The 22,144-nt window shown below is 63.2% G+C and carries 16 protein-coding genes and 1 riboswitch; of the genes, 5 read left to right on the top strand and 11 right to left on the bottom strand.

Going from position 1 to position 22,144, the window contains the following annotated elements; all coding sequences use genetic code 11:
- Positions 1-227: 227 nt before the first annotated feature.
- The 4 genes from SYN63AY4M2_RS02290 to SYN63AY4M2_RS02275 all read right to left on the bottom strand — a co-directional run bounded on the left by SYN63AY4M2_RS02290 (position 228) and on the right by SYN63AY4M2_RS02275 (position 6,552).
- A complete protein-coding gene (locus tag SYN63AY4M2_RS02290; RefSeq protein WP_011429968.1) occupies positions 228-617 on the bottom strand; it encodes an SOS response-associated peptidase family protein in 390 nt (129 codons plus the stop codon).
- 35 nt (positions 618-652) lie between these two features.
- The gene (gene treS, locus SYN63AY4M2_RS02285; RefSeq protein WP_228375459.1) at positions 653-4,057 is read right to left on the bottom strand and encodes a maltose alpha-D-glucosyltransferase; all 3,405 of its coding nucleotides are present in this window, start codon (positions 4,055-4,057) and stop codon (positions 653-655) included.
- A gap of 244 nt (positions 4,058-4,301) precedes the next feature.
- Positions 4,302-5,615, bottom strand: a complete 1,314-nt coding sequence (locus tag SYN63AY4M2_RS02280; protein WP_011429970.1) for a DNA double-strand break repair nuclease NurA — start codon at positions 5,613-5,615, stop codon at positions 4,302-4,304.
- Complete coding sequence (locus SYN63AY4M2_RS02275; protein ID WP_099813206.1) at positions 5,599-6,552, bottom strand: 6-carboxytetrahydropterin synthase; 954 nt, start codon at positions 6,550-6,552, stop codon at positions 5,599-5,601. The genes SYN63AY4M2_RS02280 and SYN63AY4M2_RS02275 overlap by 17 nt, the downstream gene beginning before the upstream one ends.
- A gap of 202 nt (positions 6,553-6,754) precedes the next feature.
- On the opposite strand from SYN63AY4M2_RS02275, the gene SYN63AY4M2_RS02270 reads away from it, so the two are divergent.
- From SYN63AY4M2_RS02270 to SYN63AY4M2_RS02260, 3 genes are read left to right on the top strand one after another with little or no spacing between them, the layout of a single operon-like run.
- Positions 6,755-8,050, top strand: a complete 1,296-nt coding sequence (locus SYN63AY4M2_RS02270) for a homoserine dehydrogenase (protein ID WP_240527688.1) — start codon at positions 6,755-6,757, stop codon at positions 8,048-8,050.
- Positions 8,051-8,089: 39 nt separating this feature from the next.
- Entirely contained in the window at positions 8,090-9,559 is a 1,470-nt protein-coding gene (hemG, locus tag SYN63AY4M2_RS02265; RefSeq protein ID WP_240530476.1) for a protoporphyrinogen oxidase, read from the top strand.
- Between the two features lie 16 nt (positions 9,560-9,575).
- Positions 9,576-10,604, top strand: coding sequence for a DUF3326 domain-containing protein (locus SYN63AY4M2_RS02260; RefSeq protein WP_168175097.1), 1,029 nt, complete (start codon positions 9,576-9,578; stop codon positions 10,602-10,604).
- Here the strand turns inward: SYN63AY4M2_RS02260 and SYN63AY4M2_RS02255 are convergent.
- From SYN63AY4M2_RS02255 to SYN63AY4M2_RS02225, 7 genes are all read right to left on the bottom strand, one after another.
- Positions 10,601-11,059 carry an MAPEG family protein gene (locus tag SYN63AY4M2_RS02255; RefSeq protein WP_099812226.1) on the bottom strand — a complete coding sequence of 153 codons (459 nt, stop codon included), beginning with the start codon at positions 11,057-11,059 and terminating at the stop codon, positions 10,601-10,603. The two genes, SYN63AY4M2_RS02260 and SYN63AY4M2_RS02255, sit on opposite strands and share 4 nt — an antisense overlap.
- 66 nt (positions 11,060-11,125) lie before the next feature.
- Entirely contained in the window at positions 11,126-13,168 is a 2,043-nt protein-coding gene (locus SYN63AY4M2_RS02250) for an ArsA family ATPase (RefSeq protein WP_240530475.1), read from the bottom strand.
- Positions 13,169-13,216: 48 nt separating this feature from the next.
- Positions 13,217-13,870, bottom strand: coding sequence for a hypothetical protein (locus SYN63AY4M2_RS02245; RefSeq protein WP_011429977.1), 654 nt, complete (start codon positions 13,868-13,870; stop codon positions 13,217-13,219).
- A gap of 3 nt (positions 13,871-13,873) precedes the next feature.
- A complete protein-coding gene (locus tag SYN63AY4M2_RS02240; protein ID WP_099812224.1) occupies positions 13,874-14,743 on the bottom strand; it encodes a (2Fe-2S) ferredoxin domain-containing protein in 870 nt (289 codons plus the stop codon).
- A gap of 9 nt (positions 14,744-14,752) precedes the next feature.
- On the bottom strand, positions 14,753-15,169 hold the full coding sequence (locus SYN63AY4M2_RS02235; protein ID WP_011429979.1) for a DUF1636 domain-containing protein: 417 nt from the start codon (positions 15,167-15,169) through the stop codon (positions 14,753-14,755).
- A 97-nt stretch (positions 15,170-15,266) separates the two neighbouring features.
- Positions 15,267-17,210: a TonB-dependent receptor gene (locus SYN63AY4M2_RS02230; RefSeq protein ID WP_099812223.1), complete on the bottom strand. Its 1,944-nt coding sequence runs from the start codon at positions 17,208-17,210 to the stop codon at positions 15,267-15,269.
- Between the two features lie 39 nt (positions 17,211-17,249).
- Positions 17,250-17,391, bottom strand: a riboswitch (cobalamin riboswitch).
- 91 nt (positions 17,392-17,482) lie between these two features.
- On the bottom strand, positions 17,483-19,273 hold the full coding sequence (locus SYN63AY4M2_RS02225) for a DUF1565 domain-containing protein (RefSeq protein WP_228375463.1): 1,791 nt from the start codon (positions 19,271-19,273) through the stop codon (positions 17,483-17,485).
- Positions 19,274-19,436: 163 nt separating this feature from the next.
- Between SYN63AY4M2_RS02225 and SYN63AY4M2_RS02220 the strand changes: the two genes are divergently transcribed.
- The gene (locus tag SYN63AY4M2_RS02220; protein WP_011429982.1) at positions 19,437-20,654 is read left to right on the top strand and encodes a pentapeptide repeat-containing protein; all 1,218 of its coding nucleotides are present in this window, start codon (positions 19,437-19,439) and stop codon (positions 20,652-20,654) included.
- Between the two features lie 188 nt (positions 20,655-20,842).
- Positions 20,843-21,973, top strand: a complete 1,131-nt coding sequence (locus SYN63AY4M2_RS02215) for an LptF/LptG family permease (RefSeq protein ID WP_011429983.1) — start codon at positions 20,843-20,845, stop codon at positions 21,971-21,973.
- Positions 21,974-22,144: the final 171 nt, after the last annotated feature.

Genomic DNA, 22,144 nt, shown 5'->3' with positions numbered 1-22,144 from the left:
AAAGATCGCAGGCGAGCTTCCTAGATGGAGATGAGCTACCTAATTATGGTGAAAAACCCGACGGGTGGAGACCCTCTGGAAAGCGTGTCAAGCGGGGCCTGTACCAAACGGCAAAGGGGTGGTTGGTCAAGGCTGAGGCAAATGCTGCCGCCAATCTGCTTAAGAAAGTCAGCAGAACCTTGGGGCTTTGCGTGAAGGAACTGTCTAGAGGCGCTTTGACAACGCCGTTACGGGTTCTTTTGTGGGCTGCGTAAGAATCCCCTGGGTGGGAGTGTCAACAGTCGCTCCACTAGGTAAAACCAGTAGGGTTGCCTCCCCTGCTTGCCCCGGCCGACCCACTCATAGAAGCCATCTGCCGGGATCAGGAGGCGGCGGCGGCAAAAGGCCTGGCGGAAAGAGGGTTTTTCGGCCACCGTCTCGGCGCGGGCATTGATCCACCCAGCCTGGGGAGCTTGGCTCCACCTGGGGATCAAGCCCCAGCGGAAATGGACTGCCTGACGCTGCAGGGATCCCGCCACCACCGCCAGCACCGGCTGAGAAGGGGCGATGTTGTCGCGGGGCTGGAGCGACTGCCCCCCTCTCGATTGGAAAATGCTGCTGCAGCCGTTCGGGGGCAACTGCCAGGCTAAACCGTCCGCACATCTGGGATCCCTCAGACCTTGGTGGAAATGCCCAGCAACTGCAGGATCCCCCGCAGCGGGATCTCCACCCACTCGGGGCGGTGGTTGAGCTCGTAGCCCAGCTCGTAGATGGCCTTCTCCAGCAGGTAGGCCTCGAGCAGCACTTCCAGCTCCTGCGGGCTGCGGGGCAGAAAAGCCCCTTGAGAAGCCACCTGCAGATATTCGGCCAAGAAGGCGGCGCAGACCCAGCGGTGCCAAAACTGGGCCCAGCGCATCATGTCAGGGCACTTGTCCCCGCAAACCAGCCCGCTTTCCAATTGCTGGCGCAAGCCGGTGTGGACGGCGTAGTGGAAAGAGCGCAGCATTCCCGCCACATCCCGCAGGGGGCAGCGTTTGAGGCGGCGCTCTCCTAGCGACCGGGCCGGCTCCCCTTCAAAGTCGATGATGACAAAGTCCTTGCCGGTAAACAGCACCTGGCCCAGGTGGTAATCCCCATGGCAGCGGGTGCGCAAAGCCGTGATCTTCCGCTCCAGGATGAGGCGGAAGCGGCTCATGATCCCCCCTTCTTGGTCGCGAACGGTGCGGGCCAACTTAGCCTCCAGTTCGGGCAGCTTGGGGATCTGCTTGTTGAGCAGCGGAAACACCTGCCCCACCAAATTGCGCATCGATTGATAGATGGAGCGCTGGTAGAGACTGGAGAAGGGCTCGGGGGCAAAGTCCTTGTTCTCGGTGTCGGCGGCCAAGGCAAAGTGCAGCTCGGCGGTGCGCTTGGCCAAGATCCGCACCGACTCCAGGTAGCTGCCGATGGTGGCGTAGGCCAGCTCCGGCAAGGGAAGGTGCGAGAGTTCCAGAAAGGATCCCCGCGGCACGGGCACCGCTTCCGCCTCTGCGTGATGAACCAGCACCGTCTCGAAAAACTGCCCCAGGCTGTCCAGCGTGTAGTGCCAGGCATCCCCCTCGTTGGGGATGTACTCCTGCAAGATGGCCAACGTGATGGGCTGATCGCCGGGATCAAAGCCCCGCGCCCCACGGCGGCGGCGATACTCCAGGGATCCCAACAGCCGCGGCACCCGCACCTGGGGATGGTGCTCCAGCAGATAGCGGCCGATCTCCAGCTCTGGATTTACCCCCTCGGCCACCTTGCGGTAGAACTTGAGGATGTACTGGCTGCCGTAGACCACCGAGGTGTTGCTCTGCTCCGCCTTGAGGATGCGGGGTTCCAGGCCGAGGTGGTACTCAAAAGGGGCAAAGGTGGTGGCCCACAGCTCCCCTGAGGAGTGGCGCAGACGGCCCTGCTGGGCGATGATCTGCAGCGGCAACGACAAAAAGCTTTTATCGGCCAGGGCGTCGAACAGCACGCCCGGCGGCTCCCCAGCCACTTGCACAGGGACAATCGCCGCCTGGGGCGCCTCTACGCGCAGGTGCATGGCCGCCTCCTGGATGGCATAGCCCACGGGTAAAGAGTAGAGTTCTGCCTCCCCCTCGGTAAACTCGACCTGCAAAAGCAAAATCTGGCCCCGAAAGGGGGGATCCCCTTCCCGGTTACAGGGAATGGCATCCAAGATCTGGGCCGACTGGATCTGGCGGGCTTTGGAGCCGAACCAACGGCAGCGGTAGAGGTAGTCGCCCAGCACCGCCTCCACCTGCTTTTGGCTTTCCCCCTGGAAGAGGCTTTCCCAACTGCCGTTTTGAACCAGCAGGGTAGGCAGGCGATCCAACTCTTCTGGCTTGCTGTGGCTGGGGTGGATCCGCTCCGTTTGTCGCTGCGGCTCGAGGGAAAACCAGTAGAAGGAGTGGGGGCCCAGGGTCAGGAAATAGGGCAGTTGGCCGATGGGAGGAAACGGCGTGCGCCCGAAGATCTCCACCGGGATCAGCCCCTCCCAGTGGGCCAAGTCCAGCTCCACAAACTGCGCGTAGCGGGAGAGGTTGGCCACCACCAGGATGCGCTCGTCGCCGTAGGCCCGCATAAAGGCCAGCACCTTGCGGTTTTCCGGGTGCAGCAGCTCAAAAGAGCCCCGGCCAAAGGCTTGGAAGCGCTTGCGCACCGCGATCATCCGTTTCATCGTCCACCACAGGGAATAGGGGTTGTTCCGCTGCGCTTCCACGTTGACGGTTTCGTAGTGGTACTCGGCGTCGATGACGATGGGCAGGTAGAGCTTCTGCGGGTTAGCCCGAGAGAAGCCGGCGTTGCGGTCGGCGCTCCACTGCATCGGCGTGCGCACGCTGTTGCGATCCCCTAAGTAGATGTTGTCCCCCATGCCGATCTCGTCGCCGTAGTAGATGACCGGCGTGCCGGGCAGAGAAAACAGCAGGCTGTTCATCAGCTCGATGCGGCGGCGGCTGTTGCCCAGCAGGGGCGCCAAGCGGCGGCGGATGCCCAGATTGACCCGCGCGTTGGGATCCTTGGCGTACACCTGGTACATGTAGTCGCGCTCCTCGTCAGTGACCATCTCCAGGGTGAGCTCGTCGTGGTTGCGCAGGAAGATGGCCCACTGGCAGGTTTCGGGAATGGGGGGAGTCTGCTGCAGGATGTCGATGATGGGGAAGCGATCCTCCATCTGGATGGCCATGAACAGCCGCGGCATCAGGGGGAAGTGAAAGTCCATGTGGCACTCGTCCCCGTCGCCGAAGTAGGCCACAGCATCTTCCGGCCACTGGTTGGCTTCTGCCAGCAGCATGCGGTTGGGATATCTTTCGTCAATGTATTTGCGTAGGGCCTTAAGGAAGGCGTGGGTTTCCGGCAGGTTCTCGCAGTTGGTTCCCTCCCGCTCGTATAGGTAGGGCACGGCGTCCAGCCGCAGGCCGTCCACCCCCATGCTCAACCAAAAGTCCACCACCTCGAAGATGGCCTTCTGCACGGCGGGGTTGTCGTAGTTGAGATCCGGCTGGTGGGAGTAGAAGCGATGCCAGTAGTAGGCCTTGGCCACCGGATCCCAGGCCCAGTTGGAGGTTTCAAAGTCTTGAAAGATGATGCGGGCCTCTTTGTACTTTTCCGGGGTGTCGCTCCAGACGTAGAAGTCCCGCTCAGGGGTGCCGGGGGCGGCGCGCCGAGCCCGCTGAAACCAGGGATGCTGATCGGAGGTGTGGTTGAGGATCAGCTCGATGATGACGCGGATCCCGCGTTGGTGGGCGGCATCTAGAAAGATTTTAAAGTCCTCTAGGGTGCCCAGCGCGGGGTTAACGTTGGTAAAATCAGAAACATCATAGCCATCATCCCGCAGCGGGGAAGGGAAAAAGGGCAGCAGCCAGATGGCCGTGATGCCCAGATCCTGCAAATAGTCCAGCTTTTCGGTCAAACCCTGGAAGTCGCCCACGCCATCGCCATCACTGTCGAAAAAGGCGCGCACCGGTAGCTCGTAGATGATCGCGTCTTTGTACCAGAGGGGGTTGTAGGTTAAGGGAGAGACGAGGCTGCGCAGAGGGGCTTGGCTCATCATATCGGCAACAGAGACAGGATTTGGACACCTTGGCAACCCTAACCGTTGAACAGGGATCCCCTCAATAGGCTGCAGCCTTTTCTGGGGTGCCAGGGATCCCGGTAGGCGATGCGGTTTTGGGTCTGACAGGGTGATTTTAACCCCTCACCGCCAGCCCCTCTCCCAGGGGGAGCCCTCACCCCCAGCCCCTCTCCCTGAGGGAGAGGGGAGGTAGGGAGGAAGGGTTTTGCAGCACTGGCACCAATTAGGCGATGCCGGTTCGCTTCTGGGCTTCCTTACGGGAGACGGCTACATGGCGCAGGCCGGCGCGGATCAGCTCCTGCTCGATCAAGGCGAAGAAGCGCTGCCGATCCCCGCTGCGCACCACGGCCAGATGGTGGGCTTCCGCCAGGGCGATGGGGTAGCCAAAGCCCTTTTGCACCTGGCTTAGCACTCCGGCCAGGGCCCGCTGCAGCAACTCGGCGTCTTGAGCCACCCAGGCGGGAAACTCTAGCCGGGCGATCTCCGGCAGGGATCCCTCCCCAGGGTTTGCGCCGACATTCAAGTAACAGCAGTGGATGTGGTGTTCCCCAAAAGTCTCCAAGACGCTGGCGCCACTGCGCCAGAGGGGGCTGCGCTCTCCCGGCTGCAGCAGGGATCCCCAAAAAACGCGATCTGCTAGGGGGGCAAAGGGCTGGCAGGGGGGAGTTTTCTCGCCGGCGCAGTAGCGATAGCAGTCGCAGCCCAGGTAGGGACACAACCCCAGGCGCAGATAGTTGAGGGTTTCGCTGCTGCGGGAAGCGCTGATGTAGCCCACCAGGGGGATGCGAGCTGCCCGCAACTGCTCCAGAGTTGCCAGGATGGGATCCAGCCAGGGACGCTGGGCTGGCTTGGGCAGCGGCTCCAGCCCCCAGGGGATGAGGGATCCATCCAGCAGCGCTAGCACGGGGCGACTCCTAGGCAGCGGCAGGGCCAATTGGGCCAGCTCCTCCAGCTCTGCCTGAGCCCGCCGCAAAGCCAGCACCGCTTCGGCATCCAACGCAATCTCCCCCCCCTCCCCGCGATCTTCTTCCCCAAGGCCTACGGCCTGCCTACGCGATCGGCTGGGTCGGTGGCGAAGAGGGTGGAGGGCTGTTCCTGGAAGAGAGTTGGATCGCTCAGGTTGAGCAAAGGGCTCCTGCCCGTAGATCAGCAGGGGCTGGCTGTCCAGCAGCGGCCACTCTTGCGTGCCGTAGTGGAGAGCCACCCGCCCGATGTTGATGAGCGAGCAGTAGGCAATCTCGTGGTGGCTGGGCAGGATCTGGGAGCCGTCGGTGGCCACCACCGTGTGCGGCCCCTGCAAGGGCTCGACTTTGGGCAGGGATCCCCAGGTTTCCGGCGGCTCGGCGGGGCTGGCGCAGGTAAAGGCGAGATGGGAGCTCCACTCCGCCCAGCGCGACTGCCAGGTTTGGGGTTCTCGCTGCAGGCGGGCAAACTCCTGCAAGGCCAGGCGCAGACGCTCTTGGTTGGCCTTCGACTCCTGCTGCAGGTGGCGGGCAAAGGCGGGAATCTGCCCGCTCAGCTTAACCAGATCCAGCATAGGCGGCTGGCTCAGCCCTGCCGGCGGCCAGGGGCTCCACTTCGGAGGGATCCCTCTTGCCCTCGCTCGCGGGGTATGTGGTGGCAGCGGTAGCTGCGCCCAGCTCCTCTAGCGGAAACTCCCCGTAGACTTCGCTGCTGTTGTTGGGGCTCTCTTGCAGGCGAACCCGATGCAGTTGCACCCCCAGCTCGCGCAGGGGCAAAGTCAGCAGCCGCTGGACGTAGAGGGCGATGTTTTCGGCGGTGGGCACCACCTGGGCAAAGTAGGGGACGTCTTTGTTCAAGAAAGTGTGATCCAGGGGCTTCACCACCTGCTCCTCAATCACCCGCTGCAGAGCTGCCAAATCCACGATCATCCCTGTGCGCGGGTCGATGGATCCCTTGACGGTAATCTCCAGGCCGTAGTTGTGGCCGTGGCCGTGGGGGCGAGCGCAGAGGCCGTAGATGGCAGTGTTCTCTTCCAGGCTGAGGTGATCGAGGGCCAAGCGGTGGGCGGCGCTAAAGTGGGTGGCAACGGTCAAATAGGCTTGCATCGCTTCTCCTCGGTATTCGGCCCAAAGCTGGGGATCTTCGTAGAGGCGCACACTGCTGAGCGGCAGCGCGTCGGCTAGGCGCTGCCAGATGGTGTAGGCAATGAACTCGGTGGTGGGCAGGGTTTGGGCAAACTCTGGCCAGACTTGGTTGAGGTAGGCGAAGTTCAGTTCTTGAATCACCCGCTCCCGAATTACCTGCTTGACCTGGGAGAGGTTGAGCACCATGCCGTACTCATCCACCTCCCCCGTCAAGCCCACCTCCAGCCCGTAGTTGTGGCCGTGGCCGGGAAAGCGGGCGTGGGAGCCGAAGCGGGCCAGGTTCTCAGCTTCGGAGAGCTCCGGCAGCCAGTAGCGGTGGCTGGCGGCAAAGTGGGCGCGGCGGTAGATGGTACAGGTTCTGGACATGAGGGCTATGAGAGAAAGGGATCCCTCCTTCAGCATAAACTCCAAACCAGCACTGCCCCTGCGGCGAGGGATCCCTGCGCCTGGCTCGGCGCGCCTTCCTCCTGAAGCCCTTGGGGATGGATGGCCAAAATCTCGCCCTAGGGGGCCAAGAGTGTGTCAACCTGGTAAAGGTAAGAAAGTCTTTGGGCCCGAGGGAGCGGCTGTGGTCTATCGGGTTGGGCTATTGGGGCTGGGTACGGTCGGCACGGGCGTGGTCGAGATTCTACAGCGCCCTCCTCACCCCCTCTTGCAGGCAGTTGAGATTGCGGCGGTGGGGGTGCGCTCCCTGGACAAGCCGCGGCAGGTGGCGATCCCGCCCGAGCGCCTGACCACGAACCTAGAGGGGATTGTGTCGGATCCCGAAATTGACGCGGTGATTGAGCTCATGGGCGGCTTGGAGCCGGCCCGCAGCCTGATCCTAAAGGCCATCGACCACGGCAAGCCGGTGATCACAGCCAACAAGGCGGTCATTGCCCGCTATGGCGAGGAGATTTTCCAGGCTGCCGCCCAGGCCAGGGTGGCGGTGTTGCTGGAGGCAGCGGTGGGGGGTGGGATCCCCATCATCCAGGCTTTGCAACAGTCGCTGCGGGCTAGCCACATCCAGGCGGTCTGGGGCATCGTCAACGGCACCACCAATTTCATCCTCAGCCAGATGACCCAGGAGGGCAGCTCCTTTGCCGAAGCGCTGGCCCAGGCCCAGGCCCGCGGCTACGCCGAGGCGGATCCCAGCGCCGATGTGGAAGGATGGGATGCGGCGGACAAGATCGCCATTCTGGCCAGCCTGGCTTTTGGGGTGTCGGTACCGCGACAGGCCATCCCCTGCGAAGGGATCGGCAGCATCAGCTCCACCGACATCCGCTACGCCCGCGAGTGGGGCTATACTTTTAAGCTTTTGGCCATCGCCCAAAGGGCCGAGGGGCAGGGAGGTGAACCAACCCTGGATATTCGCGTCCACCCCGCCCTGCTGCCGGTTACCCACCCGCTGGCCAACATCCACGGGGTGGACAACGCCGTCTGGGTGCAAGGGGATCCCTTGGGGCAAGTGGTGCTCTCAGGGCCAGGGGCGGGCCGGGGGCCAACCGCCAGCGCGGTGGTCGGGGATCTGCTTATCCTACTTGCCCACCTGCAGACGGGGGCTCAGTTGCCCAATCCCCTGTGGGGCTTTGCCGCCTCCCCTCCTGTTGCCTCCTTGCTGCCGCTGGCAGAGGCGCAGTCGGAGTTTTACGTGCGAGTGCTGGCCCAGGATCGGCCGGGGGTGATGGGGGCCATCGGCACCTGCTTTGGCCGCCATGGGGTAAGCCTGGAGAGCATCACCCAAAAGGAGTGCCACCAGGAGTTGGCGGAGATTGTGATCCTCACCCACAGCGTGCGCGAGGCCGACTGCCGCCAGGCGCTGGCCGAGATCCAGCAGCTTCCCCAGGTGGCCGAGATCCCCAGCCTATTTCGCGTACTGCGCTAACGAAGATTGGCCCCCCGGACGTGATGGAGGAAAAACACCTTGGAAGCGGCAGTGAATCCTGCAACTCCTGAACCCCTTAACGCGGAGGTGGTGGTCATTGGGGCGGGCATCAGCGGCCTGACGCTGGCCTGGCGCCTGCAGCAGGGTTTATCGGCTAGGGGGGGATCCCCTCAAGCGGTGCTCCTGGCGGAGGCCAGCTCCCGCGTCGGCGGCTGCATTTCCACCCAGTCCAAAGACGGCTACCGCTGGGAGGAAGGCCCCAATAGCTTTACCCCCACCCCTGCCCTGCTCAACCTCATTGCTGAGGTGGGCCTGACCGACCAACTGGTGCTGGCCGATGCCAAGCTGCCCCGCTACATCTACTGGGAAGGAGCGCTGTTGCCGGTGCCTCTGAGCCCCGCGGCAGCCCTGGGATCACGGCTGCTCAGCGTGGGCGGCAAGCTGCGGGCTCTGCAGGGCCTGCTGGGGTTTGTCCCGCCGCCGCCAGGACGCGAGGAAACGGTGCGGCAGTTTTTCCGGCGACAACTGGGATCCGAAGTGGCCGAGCGCCTGGTGGAGCCCTTCACCTCAGGAGTCTATGCCGGCGACCCAGATCAACTCAGCGCCGTGGCGGCTTTCCCTCGCGTGGCGGGCCTGGAGGAGCGCTATGGCAGCCTCTTTGCCGGCGCCCTGCAGGCTCTGCGCCAAAGACCCCAGCCTTCTCCTGCGGCCATCCAACCCCCGCCCAAACGGGGCCAACTGGGCAATCTGAGGCAGGGGCTGCAGCAGTTGCCAGAGGCCCTAGCCCAAAAGCTGGGCGACAGCCTGCGGCTGGGTTGGCGAGCGCTGCAGCTGAAGCGGGCGGGAGAGCTCTATTGGGTGGGCTTTGAGACGCCAGAGGGATCCCGCTGGGTGGCTGCCCGCCAGGTGGTGCTGGCCCTCCCCGCCTACGAGGCTGCCGCGCTGCTACAGGAGCTCAACCCCCCGGCCAGCCAGCTCTTGGCCGAGATCCTCTATCCGCCGGTGGCGGTGGTGGCTCTGGCCTATCCCCAAGAGGCCCTGCCCCAGCCGCTGCGGGGCTTTGGCCACCTCATCCCCCGTTCCCAGGGCCTGCGCACCCTGGGCACGATCTGGGCCTCCTGCCTTTTTCCAGAGCGGGCTCCCCAGGGCTACCACAGCTTCCTCAGCTTCCTGGGCGGCGCCACCGATGCGGCCTTGGCCCGCCGGCGGGGGATCCCGCCCATCCCTGCGCTGTCTCCTGAGGAGCGAGCGCAAATTGCCCACGCCGAGCTTAGCCAGGTTCTGCTCACCCGCCGCGCCGAGCCCGTCTACCTGGGCGAACGTCTCTGGCCCCGCGCCATCCCCCAGTACACCCTTGGCCACCGGCAACGCATAGCCCAGGTGCAGGCCCACCTGGCCTCCCAGACGCCGGGGATCTGGGTGTGTGCCAACTACCTGGATGGCGTGGCCCTGGGCGATTGCGTGCGGCGGGCCGAGGCGCTGGCGCAGCAGCTGTTCTCCCAGGTCTAGTCCTCCCAAGTGGCCAATGGGTCGCCCCTACACGGCGCTGCTTTTGGTTCCCACGGGCATTGGGGCCCGCGTGGGTGGCTTTGCCGGCGATGCCCTGCCGGTGGCCCGCGCTTTGGCGGCTGCTGTCGACTGCCTCGTCACCCATCCCAATGTGCTTAACGGCGCCACCCTGTTTTGGCCCCTGAAGAACGTCCTCTACGTGGAAGGGTACGGCCTGGATCGCTTCTGCGCTGGGGAGTGGCACCTCAGGCCAGTGCGGCAAAACCGCGTTGGCGTCATCCTGGATGCCGGGATCCCGGAGGATCTCCGCCAACGCCACCTGCAGGTTTTGCAGGCCGCCCAGGCCACCCTGGGGCTGGACATTGGCCCCTGGCGCTTGACCCCTCGACCCTTAGGCGTTTCCGTCAGCTTTTCCCCTGCCGGGGCCAGCCAGGGATCCCTGGCCCAGCCGGATGCGCTTTTGGAAACTGCCCAAGAGCTCGTCCGCTTGGGAGCCGAGGCCCTTGCCGTGGTGGCCCGCTTCCCCGACGATCTGGACTTCAGCCGGTACGAGCAGGGGCAGGGGGTCGATCCCCTGGCTGGGGCCGAGGCCATCCTCAGCCACCTGGTGGTGCGAGAGCTGGGGATCCCCTGTGCCCACGCCCCCGCCTTCTACCCCGATCCCGCCCCTAAGCCGGTCCACCCCCGCGCCGCCGCCGAAGAGGTGGGGTTTACCTTCCTGCCCTCGGTTTTGGCGGGGCTGAGCTATGCCCCCCAGTTTGTCAAGAGGGGGGATCCTCCCCAGCCGGGCGACCTGACCGCGGAGCAGGTGGACAGCGTCATTGCCCCGGCCACTGCCTTTGGCGGCCCCGGCCTGCTCTACCTCGCCAGCCGCCCCCGCCCGCCCTTGTTTATCGCCGTCGAAGAGAACGCCACGGTGATGCAGGTCCACCCCCGCCAGTTGGGGATCCCCCATTTGGCAGTTAGCTCCTACCTAGAGGCCATTGGCGTGGTGGTGGCCCACCGGGCTGGGGTGGCCCTGTCTTCCCTGCAACTGCCCGGCTAGGCCAGGTTCTGGCCCAGAAACGGCAACAGGCCAATGAGCAGCAGGCCCAGCGTGGCCAGCGACCCGACCAAGAAGGAGAGGGAGCGCCCGATAGGAATGTCGCCAATGTAGAAGAAGTTGTAGAGCAGCCGCGCCAGCAAGAAAACGCCGCAGAGCAGGGCCACCCCTTCGTCGCCGCTGAGCCCAAACAGCCAGGGATCCGGGTGGGGGCCGGTGACGTAGGCTATCAGGGCTGACGGCGCAAAGGTGCCCAGGGCCTCAAAGCCGTTGGCATGGGCCCAGGTGGCCCGCTGGCCGTAGGGAGGCAGCCGGTCGAACATCGCCCGCGGCGCATGCGGGTCATAACCGACGCGGGCGCGGGCATAGCCCACCACGCCCATAGGCAGGTACACCAACAGGATGGCCGCTGCGATGGAGAACAGGGGAATGGCTTGCAGGGGGAGGTTGAACAACATAGGCAAAAGCAGCAGAAGGAAGGGGCTGCACTAGCCCCTTTTCCAGACTAGCGGCTCTCCCAGGCCCTAGGTTGAGACTTCTGGCACCGGCAAGGCAGGGTCCTCAGGAGTCAGCAAGTAGGCGCCAACGGCCTGCAAGCTGGGCGGGTGCAGAAAAGGGACGGTGACAATGGCCTGCTGGGAGAATCGCTGGGGCAACTGGGCCAAGATGGCCTGGTGGCGGCGCCGCAGCGCTGCACCAAAGGGGGTGGCCTCCTCCAGCCAAACCCGATTGAGAACGGCGTAGGGATGAGGGATCCCCAGGGCATCCAGTTCCGCCAGAAGGCGCTCGGTTTCCGCCAGAACCGCCTGCTCCGGGTTGAAGACGGGGATAAAGCTAGCAAACTGGGGATCCCGCAGCCGCTGCCGGAGCTGCCGCACCTGGCCTAAGAGATCCCGCAGCCGCTGCGCCCATTCTGGCCGGCCCACCACGTCGCGGTACTTTAGCCACAGCTTCAGGGCCAGGCTGACCCAACCTTCCAGGGCCTGCGGCATCTGCAAAAAGCGCAGGAGATGGCCGGTGGGGGCTGTATCCACCACCACCAGGTTGAACTGGCCGCTGGCCTCCTGCTCCAGCACCGTCAGCAGGGCCATCACCTCGTCCAGGCCCGGTGGAGCCATCTGCAAAAGCTGCCGCCAGGCCTGGGGGTCGTACTGAACCTCCACCCCCGCCGTCCCTTCGCCGGCCAAGATGGCCGCCACCTCTTCCAGGTACTCCTGCCGGAAGCGCTCCAGCACTGCCGCCGCCTCGATCTCCTGCCCCAGCAAATTGGGCAGCAGCGGCAGCGGATCTTGCCCCAATTTCACCCCGAACAGATCCCCCAGCGAGTGGGCCGGGTCGATGGAGACCAGCAAGAGCTGCCGGTCGGGATGGCGTTGGGCCAAGTTCCAGGCCAGCGCCCCGGCCACCGTGGTCTTGCCTACCCCGCCTTTGCCTCCCACCAGCAGCAGGCGGATCCCTTGGGCCAAAAAATCTGGCAGGGCCACCCTTGGGGGGGAGGGGATCCCGCCGACAGGCTCCCCTGGGCTAGCGGGAATCTCTTCCAACTGCAGCAGCACCTCTGGCAAGGGACGAAGCTGCTGCACCAGCTTGTCCAGGGCCGCCGGCCCAATGGGCTCCTCCAGTTGATAGGGACAAACCCAGATGGGATAGCCAGGCAGCTCCTCTTGGAGCGCTTTTAGCCAGCGCCGCTGTTCCTGCTGGCGGGCCAGGTAGAGGGGGGACGGCGGGATCCCAGACGACGCTCTCCCGCTGGCTCCCAACAACACCTGGTTGACCAACAGGCCGCCAATGGGCACCCGGCGGCTTTGCAGTTGTTGACAAAAGCGGCGCGTCTCCGCCACGCTCAACGGCTCCGGGATCAGCACCAGCCAGGCGGCAGTGCTCTCCGGGTCGGTGAGGCGGGCTTTGCCCCCCTCCAGCTCGCTCTGCAAGCGGGCCAGGAAGGCGTCGGCTTCATCCGGTCGATAGGCGCCCGTGAGGGATTGGACAACCTCGCGGTGCTTGGCCTGGAAGGTGGCAAACACCGCCAGCAAATTGTCGAGAAAGTCGGGCAGTTCCAACAGCCGCAGGGTGTGGCCGGTGGGGGCGGTATCCAGGATAACTGTATCCACCTCTTGGCCCGCCAGCAGCCGGTTGACCTCTAAGATGGCCATCAGCTCGTCCACCCCCGGCCAGTCCAGATCCCAAAGGGGCAGGAGATCTTCCTTGGCCAGCCAACTGCCCCGCTCGGCAATCAGCTCCAGAGCCGGGCCGTAGGTCTGCTTGAAATCCTGCAGCAACACCTCGGCCTGGAGAGCCCGCACCTGCAAGTTGGGCCAATCCGGCAGGGGCTGGGGAACGTCGGCCACCGGGATCCCCAGCACATCCCCCAGGGAGTGGGCCGGATCGGTGGACAGGAGCAGCAGACGGCGCTCTGGTTGCGCCTGGGCCAGGTGACGGGCCAGGGCACAGGTGAGGGTGGTTTTGCCTACGCCCCCCTTGCCGCTAAACAGCAGCAGACGCTGGCAAGGAGAAAGGAGAGACAGGCGGAAAGCGCTCCCGCCACAATCGAGTTGAGCAGGCTGCAAAGGGATCCCTTCTGGCACAGGTCACCCCCATTGTGGCCTGGATCTCCCTTAGGGATGCTCCAGATCAGCGAAGTTTCCCCTCTCCCACCACAACCGGCGTCCTCTGTCCCACGCCAGCAGCGCGTGGATCCCAAGCCAAAATCCCGTCCACAGCCAGTTGTCCAGCCAGATCTTGGCCAAGATGGGCAGGGTCAAGCCCTCCGTTCCGCCCAGAACCAGGCCGGCTGCCAAGATCAGCCCTTCAAAAGCAAGGAACCCTAGGATCAGCATGGCTGGGATCCAAAGATAGTTCAGCAGCAATTGCCTTGGCCTAATAGGTTTGGACTGAGAAAACAGAGGTCGGTAGCCGGCAGCAAAAGCGACCCCCACCGTGCCGATCCCCAAGACCAACCCCCAAGCAAAAGAATCAGGTGTACGGGGATAGTTGTGCCAGGTGTAGCCAAAGATTTGGTTGGCCAGCCAAATCATCGAAGCGCTAATAATTGCCCTTTGGCGAGTTAACGTGGTGCCCGCGATGATGCCAACAGTTACAAAAGGAAGCGTGCAGGTATAGGCAATGTTGCTCAGGCAGCCGATGGTGGTAAATAGGCTGGGCCAAAATCGACCTTGGGCTAGATCTCGGCTGGCTTGGATCCAAATTACTTCTGGGATCCCGCGGCGAGGCTTGGGGATGGACTGGACAAGAGCTTGTAGGCTAACCATAGGCTAATCTCCAGGAAAAAGGTGAGCTTTCAAGGGGCAGTTCTTTAGCAGATGCTCCTGGACAATTTGCCGCGCTACTTGGGGGGTAACCCGCTTGTACCAGGTGCGATCTCCGGAGTAAAAAACCACCGGCCCTTGTTGACAGACTTCTAGGCATCCGGAAGTAATGACCTGAATATCCAAATTGGCTTCCCGCAGGGCCGATTGCAGAGCTTCCACAACGGGCTGATAGTGGCGAGAAGGATAGCAGCGGCTGGAACGGCAAACCGCCAAATAGGGCCGCTTGAGGGGGTTATCTTCATACGGGATCCGCTCTTTTCCCTCGACGTAAATGGCCCGCAGGCGTTCATAAAGGGAGAGCTTCTGATAGTCGGCTTTGCCTTCGGGCAGGTAGTCTTCTCCTGGCCCCAAAAAGGGACTGGGCAAAAAGATCTGCAGCAGCGATTCCTCTGCTCCGTTCCAAAATTGGATCCCCCATTGGCGAGGCTGGCCCTGCGGATTGAGGCGGCGATAGAGGGCGGCGCGGCCGACCAATCTTTTGCGGCGCAGCTCAGGTGGAGTTCTGCTGTAGGGGCCGCCCTGGTGCTCTTCTAGACACAGGTGCAAATGCCAAGTTTCGGTGGCCACGGTCAAATAGCCGTCGTAGAGCACACAGAGAGCAGGGGGATCCTTGAAGGCCGCCTCCAGCACTCCTCCCTCCACCACCTGGCCCACTTGGATCTCGGCCCAGCGCTCCTGAAAGAGCTCATAGAGCAATGGCCCAAGACAGTCGATGTGAGCCGGGATCCCTTCGTAAACGGTTGTCCAGCCGGTGGGGAAAACCTCTTGCCAAGTCTGGTTTAAGGGCGTGATCCAGGGACTGAAAGCGGCCATAGGTTGCTCCTATTGGATTGGCGGAATGCGGGCAATCACCCCCTTTTTGATGGGGCGCTCTGCCCAGGGCAGGATCCCATCGGGCTTTGTCAAATACAGCTCCGCCGTTTGTAAGATTGGCTCTACATCTTTTGGATCGAGATCGCCAAAGACATAGGTCATCTTCCCCGGGGCTGCTAGGGCAATCACGCAGGCATGGCTGCAGCCGCTCATACAGGCAACTGGCTTCAGGTGCAATTGGGAATTGAGCACTTGCGATTGCAAGGCGGCCAGGAGCATTTCTCCTTTGCTAGTCCCTTCTTTTTGGCCGTTCACCCAGCGAGATCCGCAGGTGGTGCAGATCCAGAGGTAATGTTCGGCCTCAGCTTGAGCCGAAGTTGTCGATGGAGAAAAGTTAGGAGATAGAGAGTTGGTTGAGATCGCCATAAGTTGCATCCAAACTAAACCGTAAAGCAGACAATCAACTTGGAAAGTTCTCGCTAAAAGTGGTCAGCCGGAGAGTTAAAAACAGCCTGGGATATCGCTAAAATTGCCCCCGCAAGTTCACCCTCAGCGTGCGGCCAACTCCGGGATAGCCGGGGAAAACTTCATACTGCTCATCCAGCAGGTTGTCGATCCCCAACTCTAGGCTCAGGGCCTCAGCCAACGGGATCCCGCCGCGCAGAGCCACGGTGGTGTAGCCTGGCAGGGATTCCGTATTGGCATTGTTGGTAAAAAAGCTCCCAATGTGATGGACCAAAATCGAGCCGTACCAGCCCTGCTCGTGGCGGTAGCTTAGGCCTAGATTGAAGCTATCGGCTCCTACAAAGGCTAGCTCTTTGCCAACTGTGGCCGGGTTAAGGGCAGCGCGGATGATGGGATCATTGAGGGTATAGTTGGCAAAAAGCGTCCAGTTTTCCCCCAAACGCAAATCTAAAGCCGCTTCCAGGCCGGTATATTCGACCAGCCCGATATTTTCATAGGTTCCCCGGCGCGGCCCAAGGCTGACAAAGGTGATGCCATCGCGGATGCGGTTGTGGGCAAAAGTTAAGCGCAGCAGGCCAAAATCTCCCAAGGTTTGATCCAGGCCGATGTCCAAGCTCTCCCCTCGCTCTGGGCGGAGATTGGGGTTGCCATCCACTTCAAAAAAGCCGCGCAGCCGAAAGAACAATTCCGAGATCAAGGGAGTGCGAAAGCTGCCGGCGTAGCTGGCCCTCAAGGTAGTTCCCTCGGCAACTGCCCACCGGATCCCCACAGCCGGCGAGGTGGCCGAGCCGTTGGCCAAACTGCTGAAGTCCTGACGGATGCCCAGGTCGAGGTGGAACTGGGGATCCGGGCTGTAGTCCAGGCGGGCAAACAGGGCCCCCTGGTTAACCGTATCGTCGTAGTTGATATTGGCAGAACCCCTGGCAAAAGAAAAAGTCGTATTGCGGGCTGAGATAGAGCGATAATCTGCCCCCAAAACTCCCTCTAGGTTTTCGCCGGCCTGCCAAGCATATTGAAGCTGGGATCCCCAGCCATTGCGCAAGATGACGTCGCGGGATCCCTGGCTTTGCGGAGCGCTGAAGCGGTAGTTGAGATCGTCCAAAAAGACTCTTGCCTGCAGGGATCCTGTTTCCTGAGTCCACAGCCAACTGAGATCCAGCAGCAGATCGTTGGTGTTTTGCTCTGCGTCGGGAGAGGGAAACTCTACACTACCGGGCACGCGAAAGGCTTTGTTGAGGTAGAGGGCGTTGGCTGTTAGGACTTGATCTTCGGCCAGTTGCCAGGTGAGCTTGGCCTGCAAGTTGTGGTACTCCACCGCCGAGTTTTCCCGCCTGCCTGACTTGCCCAGCCGCTCAATGGCAAAGGGAAAGTCGTTGTTACTTTGCAGACGGCGATAGCTGAGCACCCAGCCCAGATCCTGGGCTTGGCCGCGACTTTGGATCCCTTGCTCATTGAGACCGTAGCTGCCGACCGCCGCTTCCAGCACCGTCTCCGTTTCTGGCTGCGGCTCCACCGTGACGATGTTGATCACGCCGCCAACGGCGTCTGAGCCGTACAGGGTAGAGCCGCCGCCGGGGGAGACTTCAATTCGCTCGACGACATCGGTGGTGATTTGCGAGAGGTCAAACCCCCCGAAAAAACCCAGATCGTTGAGAGGGCGGCCATCCAAGAGCACCAATACCTGCGCCGTTCGCGCCCCTCGCATGAATTGAGAGCTAAGAGCTCCCAACTGAGTTCCCGCTGTGCCATTGCTGAGGATCCCGGGCAAGTAGCGCAGGGCTTCCTGCACCGTCCTTGCCCCTTGCTGGCGCATCTGCTGGCGGGTGATGACATAGACTGGGCGGGAAGACTCTCGCAGCAGGCCGGGACGGCGAAACGGGGTGGTGACGGGTTGATTCAAAATCTCGGCGCTGAGGCCGGTATCCAAGATTGCCTGCCCCCAGGCCGGGATCCCCAAACTCAAGATCCCCAGCCCAAGGCTGAGACATACAGTTACTTTCATCCGGTTGCTCCTGCTTCCGTGCGACGCGGAAGGGCTAAGCTTTGAGCCAAAGCCGCAGGCGGGCATCCTGACTGAGGGCCTCAGCCCATCACAGTTGCGGCACAGCGCCGGATTTGCACCGGACTTTCCCCATTGCTTGCCCTGGCTGATCCCCAGGACAACCTGACGGCACGGCTTTCCTCCCCATTGCTCTGGAAAAAGCCGTGCTAGGCATCATACATTCCCTGCTGGGGAGTTCCTATCCTGCCGGGGGGGATCCCTGGGCAGTGAGGTCAACGGAAGATCATCTCCGCCACCGCGTCAAAGCCGGCGTCCAACAGCCGATCCAAGACTGACTGGGCCTGGCTGCGGCTGTCGTAGAGGCCGGCCTGCAGCACCCTCCTGCCGTTGAACACGGTCTCCACCGCTTCGGGGACGAGCTGCCGCAGCCGCTGCAAATCGTCGCTGCCCTTGGGGGTCACCAGCACACGAAAGCGGGTGGCCGACTCTGCTGGGGCTACCGCCGGTTCTGGAGCCGCGGCAACGGGAACAGGGGGGGTTGTTGGGCTGCTGCCCGCTTGTCGGCGAGCCGGGGGTGGCAGGAGGGTAGTAATATCCGTGAGAGGAGCCACAGATTGCTGGCGGACGGGAGTGGCAGGAGCAGGCTCAACCGGTTGGGCAGGCGTGGTGGAGCCATCGGGGGTGAAGGGGACGGCAACAAACTCCTGGGGTTGAGCGCCTGCCGGCTGAGGGGGGGCACTGGGCAAAATGCGCCCTCCCGATCCCGCTGCAGGAGGGGGAACGGGGGCAGTCGATTGGGGCACCGTCACCACCGGCAAGGTGGGAGAGGCCGCCGCCGGCTGGGGATCCCTGCTGGGAGCCGGAGGCTCGGCCTGCGGAGGTGTGGGCAGCGTCAAGCCGCCTGCCGCAATGGGTGGCGGGGCGTTGCTGGGCAGCGCAGCCACCGTGGTCTGGCCGGCCAGATCCAGCTCCCCTTTGGTTTTGCCGGCCAGTTGGTTGCCATTGGCGTTGAGGCGCAGGCCGCGGGTGGCGTTGTGGATGTCGTACTGGCCGTTCCCCTCAAAGATGTTGTTGCCGGGATCCGAAGCCGTGCCCAAATCTGGCTGGGCGGTGGTGATAGCTGTCAGGCCAGTCTCCAGGTTGCGGGCAATGAGATTGTTGCGCAGGATGGGACGGGCGCTGCCGCCGACCACAATGCCGGTGCGGTTTTGCAGGATGCGGTTGTTGCGCACAATCGGCGCCGAGCGCTGGTCGATGGTGAGGCCAAAGCCGGTCTCTTGGAAGAGGTTGTTGACAATGGTGGGCTGGGAGGTGCCCAAGACGGAGATGCCGTTGGCCCCGTTTTTGTAGAAGCGGTTGCCTTCTATCCAGGGGTTGGAGGCGCCGGCGATGAAAATGCCGTCGTGGATGCTGCCCACAAAGCTGTTGTTGAGAATGCGCGGGGAAGCCGATTCTACCCAGAGGGCGTAGCCGCGCCGACCCTGGTTGCGCAGGGTAACCCCCCGCACCTCTGAGCCGGTCTCTGCCAGCAGGGCAACGTTTTGCCGGGCCAAGGTCGGGCTCATGTAGGTGCCGCCGCCATCGATCAGGTAGCCCTCTCCCAAGGTGGACTCGTCCCCGCGCAAGATAAGGCCGGCCTTGAGGCGGATGGGGAAGACTTCGCCGCTTTCTGCGCTGTACACCCCCGGCAGAAGCTGGATGATGCTGCCGGCTGGCGCCCGGCTGATGGCATGGGTGATGGTCTTGAAGGGGTTGTTGCGGGATCCATCCCCTTGGGTATCGCTGCCATTGGCGGCATCCACAAAAATGGCGGGGCGGTCGTCCGGCAGCGGCGGCGCTTGGGGCAGGGCCTGCTTCTCCAAAAGGCCGGTGTCCAGGGAAGTTTGCGCCCAACTGGGATCCCTTCCTGCCGCCAGCAGTAAGCTGGTGCTCAACAGCAAAGAGGTGGCCAGTCGCGTCAGCGTCGCGGAGCCGTGACGCTGCAACCGCAAGTCAGGCAGGACTGCTGTAAATTGGTGTTCGCCGGATTTCTGCAGACGGATGAACGATAAGGAAGAGATCATAGGAGTCATCCCCACACCAGGCTGGGCCAGAGAAGGAAGGAGGGTCGAGGCTATCCTACCAAACCTGACAGGCAGGATCCTGCCCTCTTCCCCAACTCCAAATACGGACTGATGCAGGCTTCTTTTTGTAGATCCAACGCTACCCCTAGAGTATACCCTTGCCATGACCGACGAAGCCCTTGCCCGCGAAGGCTCCTCCCAAGAGTTGCCGCTGGCTTCCCTCTCGTCTGGGCGCCCCCTGCTCAACCTGCTGTTGTTGGGGATCCCAGCCCTGCTGCTGCTGCTGGGCCAGTGGGCAGGGCAGCCGGCCCTGGGCTGGGGGGCGGTGCTGGCTTGGCTGGGCCTGGCCGGCTGGTGGGGGCAGCCGCTCTGGGTGCAGATCGGGCGCGACCTCTGGCAGTGGCTGACCACCTGGCCCAGCCTGGGGTGGGCGGCAGCAGCTCTCGGCTTGGCGGTGATGGGAGGATTGGTCTGGAGTGGAGCCTTCTCGGCCCTGGGATCCCTGAGCTGGGAGGCCATCGGGGCTTTGGGCGAGGTGTTCGGGGCTACAGGTCAGATCCTGATCGCCCTCCTGGCCGCCTACATCGCCTGGCGGCAGTACGTCATCTCCCGCGACCTCACCATCCAGCAGAACATCATCACCCAGCAGCAGACCATCGACGCCTACTTCGAGGGCATCTCCAACCTGGTTCTCTCCCCTGACGGGCAGTTGGACGACTGGCCCCTGGAGCGGGCCATTGCGGCCGGGCGCACGGCGGCGCTCCTCAACGGCGTGGATCGCTTTGGCAAAGCCAAGATCCTGCGCTTCCTCTCCACCGCTAACTTGCTTAGCCCCCTGCGCCGCGACGAACACCTGGGCCGGCCCATCCTGGACGGCAAAGGCGGCTACCAGCGGGATCGCCTCAACGGGATCCGGGTGGTGAATCTGGGCACCATGCTGGAAGGGGCCGACCTGCATGGCACCCTGCTGCGGGGGGTGGACTTCAGCGAGGCCAGCCTGGAAAGAGCCAACCTGCGGGATTGCGACCTCAGCCACACCAACCTCTGCGGGGCCAACCTGCGCAATGCCGACCTGCGCGGCGCCGATCTCTACCGCGCCCTCTTGTTTGTGGGATCCCTGCAGACGGCTTCTCCGGCTCAGCCAGGAAAAAAGCCCGATTTTAAAAGCGGGGCCTACGCCGGCGCCATCGTGGCCGGCGCGGACTTTCGCCGGGTGCGTCGCCTTTCCCCCGAACAAAGAGCCTACCTGGCCGCCTGGGGAGCCAAGCTGGATCCTGAGCCCCCGCTTCCCCTCAACTCCTCGGCCAGCCGTTTGGATCCCGGCGGCGAAACCGAGCCCTTACCCCCTCCTGCCGAGCCGCCGGCCTCCCGGAGGCCTTGATCCAGAGCCAATGGCCGGCAAACCTGGGTTCAACGCCAGCGCTGCCATGGTCATGGCAAACAGCCATGAAACAGCTTGTGAGTTGATCCCAGCTCCCCTCTCCCTCTGGGAGAGGGGCTGGGGGTGAGGGCCTGCCGGAGAACCGTTCAAGCTAGCCTGAAATAGCCCCAATCCCTCAATTGTTGGACATGGCCCGCTTGCTCACCAAGTTCTGGCTGCTGGAGCGCTACCTGTTTGGGCAGATGCTCACGCCGGTGCTGGCCGGTATAGCTGGGGGAACCCTGCTGCTTTTGGCAGGCCGGCTCTTTACCTTGGCCGAGCGGCTGGTCGAGGGATCCGTGCCGCCCCTGACGGTGTTGCGCCTTCTCATTTTGGATCTGCCGGAGATGGTGCTGCTGGGCATGCCCATCGCCGCTTTTTTTGCCACCATGCTCACCTTGGGCAAGCTGAGCGGCAACAGCGAGATTACCGCCATGCGGGCAGCCGGGATCCCGTTTACGCGCATTTTTCGTCCCCTGTTGCTGGTGGGGCTGCTCATGAGCCTGAGCGCTTTTTGGATCAGCAACGTGCTCCTGCCGGCCAGCAAACGAGAAATCCGCCAGATCGACCAGCAGGCGCTCCTGGCCCGGGCCACCACCCCGGTGCAATACGACGTCTTTTTCAGAACCGCCCGGGTTGGCGGGACGGAAGACAACCTCTGGTTTTTCATCCGCCAGGTGGATCCGCGGCTGAACACCATGCAGGATGTCACCATCTTGCAGGTGGATCCCTTGCCGGGGGGCAAGTACCAGTTGGCAGAGGTGACCCTGGCGGCCCAGGCGGTGTGGAATGGCCTGGACTGGACCCTCAGCGAAGGGGTGACCCACCGCTACGGCCCTGACGGCCTCAGCCTGGCCGAAGAGCCCTTCGACCGCAAGCCGCTAGAGGTCTCCCAAGATCTGGCCGCCCTGATGCAGCCGCCGGTTCCGCCCAACGAGCTGAGCCTGCCGGAGCTGGCGGAGCGCATCTCCCGCCTGGCCCGCTCCAACCTCAATACCCAGCCCCTGCGCACCGAGTTCCACATGCGCTTTTCCCTGCCCTTGGCCAGCTTTTTTGCCGTCTTGATCTCCCTTCCCCTGGGATCCACCACTGCGCGGCGGGTGGGCCGCTATGGGGGTGTCGTCTTCGGGATCCTGTTGGTGTTTGCCTACTACGTGGTGCTGAGTGTGTCTCGCAGCCTGGGCGAAGCAGGAGCCCTTCCCCCCTGGGCGGCAGCCTGGAGCTTCAACATCCTCTTCGGCGGCCTCGGCCTGCTGCTGTTGGCCCGCTTCCTGCGCTAGGGATCCCTTCTGGGCAGAGCAACCCCCGACCTAACCAGGGATCCACCGGATCCCTATAGTTTCCGTCCCCTTGCGGGGAAAAGGTAGGGATCAACTGCCGATAAATCCGACGCCATGTCCATTTGGATGGCGTCGTTTCCGTCCCCTTGCGGGGAAAAGGTAGGGATCAAC

Origin of the sequence: Synechococcus sp. 63AY4M2 (assembly GCF_002760475.1) — a bacterium.
Taxonomy (GTDB): Bacteria; Cyanobacteriota; Cyanobacteriia; order Thermostichales; family Thermostichaceae; genus Thermostichus.
The sequence above is the reverse complement of the archived record's forward strand: the minus strand, read 5'-3'. Positions and strand labels throughout refer to the sequence as shown.

Coding starts and splice junctions, on each gene's coding strand:
- treS (WP_228375459.1), bottom strand. CDS start 4,057: ATGATGAGCCAAGCCCCTCTGCGCAGCCTCGTCTCTCCCTTAACCTAC.
- SYN63AY4M2_RS02280 (WP_011429970.1), bottom strand. CDS start 5,615: ATGCTGGATCTGGTTAAGCTGAGCGGGCAGATTCCCGCCTTTGCCCGC.
- SYN63AY4M2_RS02275 (WP_099813206.1), bottom strand. CDS start 6,552: ATGTCCAGAACCTGTACCATCTACCGCCGCGCCCACTTTGCCGCCAGC.
- SYN63AY4M2_RS02260 (WP_168175097.1), top strand. CDS start 9,576: ATGGGTCGCCCCTACACGGCGCTGCTTTTGGTTCCCACGGGCATTGGG.
- SYN63AY4M2_RS02255 (WP_099812226.1), bottom strand. CDS start 11,059: ATGTTGTTCAACCTCCCCCTGCAAGCCATTCCCCTGTTCTCCATCGCA.
- SYN63AY4M2_RS02245 (WP_011429977.1), bottom strand. CDS start 13,870: ATGGTTAGCCTACAAGCTCTTGTCCAGTCCATCCCCAAGCCTCGCCGC.
- SYN63AY4M2_RS02240 (WP_099812224.1), bottom strand. CDS start 14,743: ATGGCCGCTTTCAGTCCCTGGATCACGCCCTTAAACCAGACTTGGCAA.
- SYN63AY4M2_RS02235 (WP_011429979.1), bottom strand. CDS start 15,169: ATGGCGATCTCAACCAACTCTCTATCTCCTAACTTTTCTCCATCGACA.
- SYN63AY4M2_RS02230 (WP_099812223.1), bottom strand. CDS start 17,210: ATGAAAGTAACTGTATGTCTCAGCCTTGGGCTGGGGATCTTGAGTTTG.
- SYN63AY4M2_RS02225 (WP_228375463.1), bottom strand. CDS start 19,273: ATGATCTCTTCCTTATCGTTCATCCGTCTGCAGAAATCCGGCGAACAC.
- SYN63AY4M2_RS02220 (WP_011429982.1), top strand. CDS start 19,437: ATGACCGACGAAGCCCTTGCCCGCGAAGGCTCCTCCCAAGAGTTGCCG.
- SYN63AY4M2_RS02215 (WP_011429983.1), top strand. CDS start 20,843: ATGGCCCGCTTGCTCACCAAGTTCTGGCTGCTGGAGCGCTACCTGTTT.